We start from the raw sequence: 10,987 nt of genomic DNA on the forward strand, positions 1-10,987 counted from the left end.
CTGATCACCGCCGACGCCGGCGGGTCCAACGGCTACCGCACCCGGTCCTGGAAGCCCGAGCTGGCCCAACTCGCAGCTGAAACCGGGCTGACGATCACCGTGTGCCACCTACCACCGGGCACTTCGAAGTGGAACAAGATCGAGCACCGGCTCTTCTCACACATCACCATGAACTGGAGCGGCCGCCCGCTGACCAGCCACGAAGTCATCGTGCAGTCGATCGCCGCGACCACCACCCGCACCGGACTGCGTGTGAGGGCCGAACTCGACACCAACACCTACCCGACCGGGGTCCGCATCAAAGACGCGGAGATGGCCGCCCTGCCGCTGACCCGGCACGCGTTCCAGGGCGCCTGGAACTACGCACTGCACCCCCAACCATCGCCCGTGATCCCGGCGGCCCGGGTCCCGCAGACGCCGGATCCGGACTGGGACCAGGCCTTGCTCTCCGAACCAGCACTGACCGGGATGACCCGCCAGCAACTGAACGACCTCACCGAGACCCTGGCCCCGGACGGGGATATCCGGCGCGGTCGGCCGCCTCGGCTGGCCTTCGCCGACCAGGTCCTGGCCACCGTGCTCCACCTGCGGGCCGCCCTGGCCGCGGAACCCCTCGCCGTGCTGTTCGGCACCAGCCGCACCGCAACGCACCGCACCCTCCTGAAGAACCGGCAACTGCTCAAGGCACACGGCATCACCATCCCACCGGCGACAACCCCACCCGCGGCCCTCGCCACCCTTCAGGACCGGGTCCAGGCACAGGCCGACGAGGACAACAAGATCAAAACAACGTGTTAATGATCTGCAAGCCCTTAGGATCCCGCATCCCCCGACCCGGCTCCGGCCCGAAGGTCGCCCTCCCTATCAGTGGATCGAGCAGTCCTGCACAACCCCGCCGTCTTCCACGACGGTGGAAGCAACGACACAGCTTCCTCGGATCCGTCGGGGCCAGGCCCGCTGCTGCGCGCCGTTCCAATTCCCGGAAATCCGAGCTGCTTCGTCGAGAAGACCGACGCTCACCGAATCACCAACTGGATCGGAGACTTGCAGGTGCTCGGGTCGGGACCCAGTCCGATTTGCCGACCGCGCGGCACGGACAGACTCACCCACCTCCCGAGACAGCCAGACAGGAGAAGGAGAAACGCGATGCGCAAGGAGGCCCCTACGGACGTGGAAACGGCCGGGGCGGTGACCTCAACCCCCGGTGATCCGCACGCGGTTGCGTTCGCCCGGAGGGCCTGGCCGGGGCACGACGTTCGCCCCGGACGAGGCCGCGACGCCGGAATTCCTCGGGTGTGAAGTGATGACGAATGTCACTGCCTGTGCGGTGGCGGAAGAACACTGGAACCCGCCGCACACGCGGTGAACATGACAGCCCTCAACGTCCGCAACCTCACGACCGACCACCCCCACCCACGTACTGGTCCGCATGAACGGGCAAAGGCAGGGACGTCCCATGCTCACATGCCCCTTCCCGGAGGACACCGGATGCGCAGAACCCTGCCCCTCCCCACCGCCGCGGTGTCAGCCTCGACACCTGCATACCGGCGGCAACGCCGGACACCCCGCGTTGAGCTGAACGATCGGCCTCCTCGCGCTGATCATGCCCGCCATCCCCCTGGCCACTGTCAGCCTGGCGTCGGCCTCGATGTTCATATACCTTCGCCCATTTCCAGTTTGAACTATGTGCAAGTATGCAAAAAATTTCGGGAGCTCTTTTGAGTGACGAGGACCGTATGCCGGTTCGGTTCAATATCTTGGGAACGCTTGAGTGCCGAACTGAAGACACAAGGCTGCTGCCACTCGGCGGGCCGGTTCCGGAGCGTGTACTCGCCTCCCTGCTCCTCTCACCGAACCGCGTTGTCCCGGTCGGCCGGTTGGTCGAAGCGGTCTGGGAGACAGAACCACCCAGTACCGCCTCCCACCAGGTGCGCAAGGCCGTCGGCGGCCTGCGTCACTGCATACCGGGCGGGCGAGAGCTGATAGTCACCGAAAGGCCCGGCTATCAGGCAGTGGTCAGCCGCGAGCAGCTCGACCTGCTCAAGTTCTCCGACGGGTTACGCCGGGCCCAGCTGGAAGTGACCGCAGGTCACACCGCAGCAGCGGTCGCCACTCTGCGCGATACCCTCGCCCTGTGGCGCGGCCCCGTACTTGCCGGAGCCGGCGGCAGCCTGATCGATGTCGCCTCCGCCGGCCTGGAGGAGCGCAGGCTCGCCGCGGTCGAGCAGTATTTCGAGCTGAGGCTGTCGTTGGGAGAGACCAGCGAACTTATCGGCGAACTGCGCATTTACGTCAATAATTACCAGTTTATGGAGAACCTGCGCGTTCTGCTCATGCTTGCCCTCTACCGTTCCGGACGGCAGGCGGAGGCGCTGAGCGAGTACTACCAGGTGTGCAAACTCCTCGCCGGGGAACTCGGCGTCGACCCGAGCAGCCGACTGACCACCCTGTACGAGAAAATGCTGCGCCAAGCCCCCGAACTCGCCGCCCTCCAACACCACCCCGCACCCGCTCCCCGCTCGCAGGACTCCGCGCTCGTCAAGCCGACCGGCCCGCACCGCTGCACCCTTCCATGTGACCTGCCCGACTTCACCGGCCGCGACCAGGAAATCCAGCAATTGCTGCGGTATGTCAAGCAATCCGGCAACGCCGACCGCCTACCCGGCGCGGGCTTCTGCATGGCCGCCGTCGATGGTATGGGTGGCAGCGGCAAAACCTCTTTGGTCATCCGGGCCGCACACCGGCTGGCCGACCGCTACCCAGACGCTCACCTATACGTCGACCTGCGAGGTTTCTCGCCCGGTGAGGAGCCTCTCCAACCCTATGCCGTGGCCGAGATCCTCCTGCGCATGCTCGACGTTCCCGGTGAGCGCATTCCCGCCGACGCGGGGAGCCGCTTCGCACTCTGGCGGGCGACAGCGGCGCAACGCCGCCTCATCTTAGTCCTTGATAACGCTGTCAACAGTGAGCAGGTTCGCCCGTTACTGCCGGGCCCCTCTGACAGCCTTGTGCTGATCACCAGCCGACCCCGGCTGGTCGAGCTGGACGGTGCGCACTGGATGTCCCTCGGGGTAATGCACGAGAAAGACAGCACCGCGTTGGTGTCCAGGATCCTCGGCGAGGGACGCCTCGCGTCCGAACCGGAGGCCGTGGCCGAACTGGTGGAGCTGTGCGGCCATTTGCCGCTCGCTCTGCGCATCGCCGCAGCCAGGCTGTGCAACCGACCGAGCTGGACCGTGCGCTACCTGGTGGAGAGGCTTAGCGACGAGAGCTGCTTGCTCGACGAACTGCACACCGGGGTACGCAGCGTCAGCGCGACACTGGCCCTTTCGTACGAGACGCTGGAACCCGCCCACCGCTCCGTGTTCGAGCTGCTGGCCGGTCACCCTGGGGCGGAGATCGACCCGTACTCGGCCGGAGCCTTGCTCGGCATGGATCCGGAAAACGCCGAGAAGGTGCTGGAGCTATTGCTGGACGTGCACCTGATGCAGCAGTACGAGACAGGCCGCTACGCTTTCCACGACCTCGTGCGCTACTTCGCGCAGTCGCTGGGAAGGAAGATGAGCGAGGAGCGCGCCCAAGCCCACACCAGCGCGCTGGAACGGCTCCTCGGCTACTACGTCGGGGCCACCGACGCGGCATGCGACGTGTTGTTCCCCGGGAGGGCACCGCTGAGCCGCACAGCCTCGGAACCTTCCTTGGGCTCCGATGCTGTGCTGCCGTACCTGGGCTCCCCGAGGCACGCCCAGAGGTGGCTGGAACGGGAGGAGGACAACCTGTTGGCAGCCGTCTCCCTCGCGGACCGCAAAGGCCTGCGCCGGCACACCCACGAGCTGGCCCGCAACGTCGTCTTCGGCCTTGACAGGCGAGGGCGCTTCGAAGAATTCCAGCAGGTGGCCGCCACCGCGGTCGAGGCCGCTCGTGAGTTGGATGACCCACTGGCGCTGGCGCACAGCCTGTCCAATCTCGCGGTCGTCAACTGGAAGCTCGGACGCTTCGCGGACGGACTGTGGGCGGCGCAGGAGAGCTGTGAGCTGTCGGTGCGGTTGGGAGACCGCAGGGGGGAAGCGAAGGGCACTGGCGTGATGGGTCTGTTGCTGGCCACGCTTGGCTATTTCGACAAGGCACTCCCTCACCTTGAGCAGTCCATTGGGATCAAGCAGGAGCTGGGCGCCCGGCGTGCAGAGGCCGAGTCCCTGACCAACCTCAGCTCGCTCTTCGAGCACTGGGGCAGATACGAGGAAGCTGCCGAAGCGGCGCATCGCGCAGTCGAACTCAACCGGGTGATCGGCGCCCCGGACAACGAGATCATCTCCCTCTCCGATCTGGCCCTCGCTCACCTTGGGCTCGGCGACGACGAAGCCGCACACAACTCCCTGGATCAGGCCCTGGAGCTGAGTCACGAGTCGGGCTCGCTGGCAGATATTGCCCTGATCTTCGCCCTGTCCGCCAAGGCGCACCGCAACTTCGGCAAGTACGGCGAGGCGGTGGGACTGGCTGAGCGTGCCTGGAAGCTGGAACGACAGATCCGCATGCCGACCCGAAAGGCGGCAGTCAGAAACATTCTCGGCAGCCTGTTCGGCCACCGACATCAGCACGATACAGCGCTCCAATTGCATACTGACGCCCACGAGGTCGCCCTGTCCGTTGGATTCCGCATCGAGGTGGCACGGGCGCTGGACGGCATGGCCGAGGTGCTGACAGCACGTGGCGACATCGTCGCGGCATTCGCCCACCGCACCCAGGCGGACGCGATGTTCGCGGCGATGGGGGTGCCGGAGACGAGCCGGCTCCACGGCTGATCGGCACTGTGAGGGCCAAGGCTGCACGAAAGCACCCCGCCGCATTTGCGATCCAGGGCATGTCTTTGGGATCAGGCCGGAGGGCCTGGTCGATCCTCATCACGGCCGTGGCTTGGGGCACCGTACGCCCGGCAGGCGGAAACCCCGCTCGTGGATCGGTAACAGAACAGGAAGCGATGGGGAGCGCGACGCAGGACGGTGGCGCAGGACGGGCCGGCAGGTGTTCAGACCTCGCCGGCACTGTCCTGACCACTGGAGCGACAATGCAGTTCTTGATAGAGCGTCGGCTTCGCAGGGGGAATGCCCTTGTCCGCACGACATCCAAGTACCAGTCCTACTGGGGCCGGATGGCCCATGCCGAAATCCTCCTGTACGGCGGCATGTGGGCCCAGGGCGACGGAGACACACTGCTGCTCCGAGTCGCCAACCCCACCGGGATGCGACATGTGCTAGCAGGGGATCCCTATGTCATGGAGCGGATCGTCATCGAGACCACGACCAGGGAGCTCGGCGACTCCATCCCCCGGCCGGACGCTTTCGCTTGCGCGCATCGCTCCGGCACCTCTCGCGTCGAATGCCGACCGGGCGACCGTAGTGAACTGAGCGCTCATGAGCAGCGGTTGGCGCGGATGATACTCGACGGACTCACCAACCGGCAGATAGCGGACCAGCTACAGGTCACCCAGCGAGCCGTGGAACAGCACATCACCCGTATCTATCGCAAACTTGACATCGGTCGTCGCGCTCAGCTTGCCGTGGCACTGCAGGGGCACTCCGCGTCAGTCTGACCAACCCAGCTCGGCGCGTATCGCCGCGCCTGCGTCCTTCGTAGTCAGCGAGCCTCCAAGATCCGGGGTGCAACGCCGCGCGGTGATCGCCGCGCCCACCGCGCGGCGCATCGCATCGGCCTCGGCCCGGTGGCCGAGGCGCTCAACCATGAGCGCGGTGGAGAGCACGGCCCCGACCGGATTGGCCAGCCCTTGGCCGGCGATGTCCGGGGCGCTGCCGTGCACTGGCTCGTACACCCCATAGCCCGTCTCGGCGTTGAGGTTCACTGAAGCCGCCGTGCCCACCCCACCGGCCAGTTCCGCCGCGAGATCACTGAGGATGTCGCCGTACGAGTTGTTGGTGACGATCACGTCGAACGCCGCCGGGTCGGCAACAAGTTTCATGGCGGCGGTGTCCACGTACAGGTGCGAGGCCGCAATGCCGGGGTGTTCCCCGACTTGATGTCCCCAGCACCGCTGCCACAAACGGCCGCCGTGCGGTACGGCATTCGACTTGTCGACCATGCACACTTTTGTGCGGGCGACCGAGAAGGCGAAGTCGATCACCCGGGAAACTCCGTGCCAGGTGCTGATCTCCTCGTCGATGGCGACCTCGTGCTCGGTGTCGGCGCGCAGGCGCCCGCCGACCCCCGCGTACAGACCCTCACTGTTCTCTCTGATGATGAGGCAGTCGAGTCCTCCCCCCGCCGAGTCGCGCAGCGGGCTGAGGCGTGGGTGCCACAGGGTCACCGGGCGGTAGTTGACGTACAGGTCGAGCTCGAAGCGCAATCGCAGCAGCACTCCGCGGGCGTACTCCGGCGAGGAGATCCGGGGGTCGCCCACCGCACCGAGCAGCGTGGCGCGACTACTGCGGATCCGCTCCACGTCGCGGTCGCCCATCGCCGCGCCCTCGCGCAGAAAGGTGCCAGCGTTGATGTGATCAAGCATGTCGATGTCGAAGTCGAGCCCGAAAACGTCGAGCGTTTCCAGCGCCTGTTCGATGACCTCCGGGCCAATACCGTCGCCCGGGATCACGGTTATGACTGACATGTGCTCTCCTGTCCTGCACGGAGGTTCCGCTCCGCTCGGAGCAGGGTCTCCATCGATCTGTTGAACGCGATCCGGACGAAGCGCTCCCCGTACTCCCGGTCGGCGGTGAAGGCCGTACCGGGCACGACCAGCACCCGCTTCTCCTCAAGCAGCCGCATGGCGTAGTCGTCAGCGGCGAGGTCTGTCAGGTGGTCGATGGAGGCGAAGAGGTAGCAGCCTCCCTCGGGCGGACGGCAGTCCAGCCCGAGGGAGGTGAAAATCCGCACCGCCTGGTCGCGCCGGGCCTGCATCCCCGACGTCGGCAGGGGCCAGTCGCCGTCGAACGATCCGATGGCCGCAGCCGCCTGAAGGGGAGCACCGGTGCCGTTCGTCGTCACCTCGTGCACCCTTCTGAACACCGCGCTCCGCCGCGGATCGCTGCGCAGGAATCCCAGCCGCCAGCCACTGACCGCATGAGACTTGGACAGCGACCCGACAACGACGCTCCGGTGCTCCAGGCTCGGAACGTCAGCGGCGGAGACGTGTGCCCGCCCGTCGAACACGTACGGCGCGTACACCTCGTCGGAGACGACGGTGACGTCCCAGCGTGCGCTCAGCTCGGCGATCTCCGCCCACTCGGCCCGGGTCGTCACCGTGCCCACCGGGTTGCCCGGTGTGTTGATGAGCAGGACGCGGGTCCGGGGGTTGAACGCCCGGCGCAGTTCCGCGGGGTCGAACCGCCAGTCGGGCCCACGCAGGCGGACGAAGCGCGGTACGCCTCCGGCCAGGGCGATGGCGTTGACGAAGCACTCGTAGTACGGCTCGAAAACGATCACCTCGTCACCCGGGTCCACCAGGGCCAGCAGCGCGACGCACAGCGCCTCGGTGGCACCGACCGTGATGGTGACCTCGGTCTCCGGATCGGCCGGGGTGGCGAACGACGCGGCGATTCTCCGGCGGGTGCCCGGATCGCCGACCGGGTCGGCGTACTGGTTCCGCCCGGCCACAATGGCCGATACCGCCGCGTCGGCCAACGGCTTGGGCGTGGAGGGGAATTCGGGCGTGCCGACGGCGAGGTCGACGGCGCCGAGTTCGTGGCCCAGACGCAGCCGTTCGATCAGTCGGCTGCCGGTGAGCCGCTCAGTCCGCCGGGCGAAGGCATCGCGCGGCCCGGCCGGGGCAGCGGTCATCGGCCGAACCCCGGTGGCGTGCCGGGCAGCCATGCCGACCGCGTTGTCTCGAAGTCCTCGATGACACGCAGCCGTTCCAGGGTGACGTCGATGTCGTCCAGCCCACGCAGCAGCAGCCGCCGGGCCCGCTGGTCCACGCTGAAGCTCGCCACTATGTCGCCCGCGCGGACTTCGAGCTTCTCCAGGTCCACCGTGATCCTGGTCGCCCTGTCCGCCTCCACGAGGTCGGCCAGCGCTGCCACGGCGTGCTCCGGGAGTTCGACGGGCAGCAGTCCGTTGCACAGCGCGTTGCGCCGGAAGATGTCGCCGAAGCTGCTCGCGACAATGACACGGAAACCCCAGTCCCGCAGCGCCCATACGGCGTGTTCCCGTGAGCTACCCGTGCCGAAGTTGTGGCCGGCCACCAGCACGGTGGCCGAGGCCGAGGCCGGGTCGTTGAGCACGAAATCCGCGGAACGCCGCCAGCCGGCGAACAGTACGTCGGCGTAGCCGGACTTCCCCAACCGCTTGCAGAACTCGGCCGGGATGATCTGGTCCGTGTCGACGTCACTACGGCGCAGCGCGACGCCGCGGCCGGCGTACCGGGTCAGCGGTTCCATCGGATTCCCTCCTGCGAAAGGCCTGCCGGGGTGGTGAGACGGCCGGTCACCGCGGTCGCCGCAGCCACCCCGGGGGACACCAGGTGAGTGCGGGTGCCGGGCCCCTGCCTGCCTTCGTAGTTGCGGTTGGAGGTGGAGGCGACACGCTCGCCGCCGGCCAGCCGGTCGGAGTTCATGCCGAGGCAGATGGAGCAGCCCGACAGTCGCCACTCCGCCCCCGCCTGCTCGAACACCTCGTGCAGCCCCTCCTCCTCGGCCGCCCGCCGTACCCGCATCGAGCCCGGCACGACCAGCATGCGCAGCCCTGGTGCGAGCGTGCGCCCACGGAGCACTTCTGCGGCCTCTTTCAGGTCCTCCAGCCGCGCGTTGGTGCACGAGCCCAGAAAGACCGTGTCGACAGCGATCTCGTCCGTGGGTGTGCCGGGCCGCAGCCCCATGTAGTCCAGTGCCCGACGGGCGGCGGCCCGGACGGCCGGGTCGGGGAAGGAGTCGGGCGCCGGTACGGGCTCCCCCAGAGGGACGGCCTGTCCCGGGTTGGTGCCCCAGGTGACGAACGGCTTCAGAGCGGACACGTCGATGGTGACGACACGGTCGAACACTGCGTCCTTGTCGGTGCACATCGTTCTCCAGTAGGCTAGCGCCTCCTCCCACATCGCGCCCCGCAACCGGTTCGGACGGCTCTGCAGGTAAGCGAAGGTCGTGTCGTCCGGCGCCACCATGCCCGCGACGGCACCGGCCTCGACGCTCATGTTGCACACCGTCATCCGGCCGCTCAGCGACAGTCGGCGTATCGCCTCACCGCGGTACTCGATCACATGGCCGTGGGCCCCGTTCGCGCCGATCCGTGCGATGACCGCCAGGATGAGGTCCTTGGCCGTGACGTCGGAAGGCAACTCCCCGACGAATTCCACCGCCATCGCCTTGGGCCGCGGCAGGGCGAGAGTCTGCGTCGCCAGCGCGTGTTCGACGTCGCTCGTGCCGACCCCGAACGCTAGCGCGCCGAAAGCCCCGTGGGTCGAGGTGTGGCTGTCACCGCAGATCACCGTCATCCCGGGCTGGACGTACCCGCCCTCGGGCGCGACGACGTGCACGATGCCCTGACGGCTGTCGCCGAGCCGCAGGAGATCAATACCGGATTCACCGCAGTTCTTGCGCAGCGCCTCGACCTGGAGCCTGCCCATCCTGTCCTCGATGACCAGCGAGTCGGTGGGGACGTTGTGGTCCTCCACCGCGAGAGTCTGCGCGGGCCGCCGCACCGTGCGGCCAGCCAGGCGCAACCCGTCGAACGCCTGCGCGGAGCTGGCCTCGTGCACCAGGTGAAGGTCGATGTACAGCAGATCCTGATGGTCCGGGGTGTGCTCCACTACGCGGCTGCGCCAGACCTTCTCGAACAGAGTGAGACCGCCGGGCATCACACGCTCGCCTTCGCCGGGGCGATCTCCGCGGCCAGCAGGCTTCTCAGCGCCTCCAGGTCGATCGGGTCGTCGTCCTGCCTGCGCTCCACGTGCGTCCGGTAGACGCGATCGACTAGGGCCTCGTCCGGTGCGGCACCGAGTTCGCCGAGCAGGTGCCGGATCAGGGTGCGGCCGGAGTGCCGGCCGACGATCAGGGATCGGGTGCGGCCGAACCGGGCGGGCTCGACGTACTCGTACGTCGCCGGTTCCCGCAGCACTCCGGCCTGGTGGATACCGGCCTCGTGAGCGAACGCGTTCACGCCGACGATGGCCTTGTTACGCGAGGGCTCCAGGCCGACCGTCCTGGCGACGAGTTCGAAGACCTCGTACAGGCGCTCCGTCTTGATGTCGGTGGTCGCTCCGTACTGCTCGCCCTTGTAAGCCAGTACCGCGGCCATCTCCTCCAAGGCCGTGTTGCCCGCGCGCTCGCCGATGCCCGCGACGGTGACCTGTACCTCGTCGGCTCCCGAACGCACCCCTGCCAGCGCGTTGGCCAGCGCGAGCCCGAGATCCTGATGGCAGTGCACCGAGAGCACGTGTGTGTCCGGCACCCACTCACGCACGGTGGCAATCAAGTCTCCGAACTGCTCGGGGGTGGCGTATCCGGTGGTGTCGGCCACCACGACCGTGGTCGCGCCGGCCTCCATGCCCGCCTCGGTCAGTTCCCGGAGCAGACCGATCGAGCCGCGGCTGGCGTCCTCCAGCCCGAGTGAGACGTCCTCGACTCCGAGCGAGCGGGTGAAGCGGATCGCGTCGACCACCTCGCGCAGGTTCTCCTGACGGGTTATGCCGCGCTTACGGTCCAGATGGAGTTCGCTCGCGGTGGCCACGAACTCCACCTGGTGGTTCTCGACCCCGGCCGCCTCCACCGCCTTCAGCACGTCGGCGCTGACCGTCCGGCTCAGCGTGGCGACCCGAGCGGTGGTCAGTGCCTCGGCGATCATCCGGGTCGCCTCGAAGTCGCTCGGCGAGGAGTTCGGGAACCCCGCCTCGATGATGTCCACACCGAGCGCTTCGAGAGAGAGCGCGATCTCCAGCTTCTGCGCCGGGGCCATCGCGTTCCCCGGCGCCTGTTCCCCGTCGCGCAGCGTTGTGTCGTACACGCCGATCCGTCGCAGTCCCGACTTCTCAGTCACAGGCATAGTG

The 10,987-nt window shown here is 67.5% G+C and carries 8 protein-coding genes; 3 read left to right on the forward strand and 5 right to left on the reverse strand.

From position 1 onward, the window contains the following. From ACFWV8_RS31550 to ACFWV8_RS31560, 3 genes are all read left to right on the forward strand, one after another. The coding region (locus ACFWV8_RS31550; protein WP_384211818.1) for an ISAzo13 family transposase at nucleotides 1–798 on the forward strand (798 nt) is incomplete at its 5' end. 920 nt (nucleotides 799–1,718) lie between these two features. After that, nucleotides 1,719–4,802 carry a BTAD domain-containing putative transcriptional regulator gene (locus ACFWV8_RS31555; protein WP_384211821.1) on the forward strand — a complete coding sequence of 1,028 codons (3,084 nt, stop codon included), beginning with the start codon at nucleotides 1,719–1,721 and terminating at the stop codon, nucleotides 4,800–4,802. A gap of 263 nt (nucleotides 4,803–5,065) precedes the next feature. After that, complete coding sequence (locus ACFWV8_RS31560; RefSeq protein WP_384211823.1) at nucleotides 5,066–5,590, forward strand: LuxR C-terminal-related transcriptional regulator; 525 nt, start codon at nucleotides 5,066–5,068, stop codon at nucleotides 5,588–5,590. Here ACFWV8_RS31560 and ACFWV8_RS31565 read toward each other — a convergent pair. Genes ACFWV8_RS31565 through ACFWV8_RS31585 form a run of 5 tightly spaced genes read right to left on the reverse strand, consistent with a single transcriptional unit; the run spans nucleotide 5,582 to nucleotide 10,983 of the window. Further along, nucleotides 5,582–6,604: an isocitrate/isopropylmalate dehydrogenase family protein gene (locus ACFWV8_RS31565; RefSeq protein WP_384211826.1), complete on the reverse strand. Its 1,023-nt coding sequence runs from the start codon at nucleotides 6,602–6,604 to the stop codon at nucleotides 5,582–5,584. The two genes, ACFWV8_RS31560 and ACFWV8_RS31565, sit on opposite strands and share 9 nt — an antisense overlap. A 2-nt stretch (nucleotides 6,605–6,606) precedes the next feature. Continuing rightward, on the reverse strand, nucleotides 6,607–7,788 hold the full coding sequence (locus ACFWV8_RS31570) for a pyridoxal phosphate-dependent aminotransferase (RefSeq protein ID WP_384211829.1): 1,182 nt from the start codon (nucleotides 7,786–7,788) through the stop codon (nucleotides 6,607–6,609). Continuing rightward, entirely contained in the window at nucleotides 7,785–8,387 is a 603-nt protein-coding gene (leuD, locus tag ACFWV8_RS31575; protein WP_384211832.1) for a 3-isopropylmalate dehydratase small subunit, read from the reverse strand. The genes ACFWV8_RS31570 and leuD overlap by 4 nt, the downstream gene beginning before the upstream one ends. Then, nucleotides 8,375–9,799: a 3-isopropylmalate dehydratase large subunit gene (gene leuC, locus ACFWV8_RS31580; protein WP_384211835.1), complete on the reverse strand. Its 1,425-nt coding sequence runs from the start codon at nucleotides 9,797–9,799 to the stop codon at nucleotides 8,375–8,377. Before leuC ends, leuD begins: the two co-directional genes overlap by 13 nt. Further along, entirely contained in the window at nucleotides 9,799–10,983 is a 1,185-nt protein-coding gene (locus ACFWV8_RS31585; protein WP_384211836.1) for a LeuA family protein, read from the reverse strand. Before ACFWV8_RS31585 ends, leuC begins: the two co-directional genes overlap by 1 nt. Nucleotides 10,984–10,987 lie beyond the last annotated feature (4 nt).

This window comes from Streptomyces sp. NPDC058665, assembly GCF_042714995.1.
Lineage (GTDB): Bacteria > Actinomycetota > Actinomycetes > Streptomycetales > Streptomycetaceae > Streptomyces.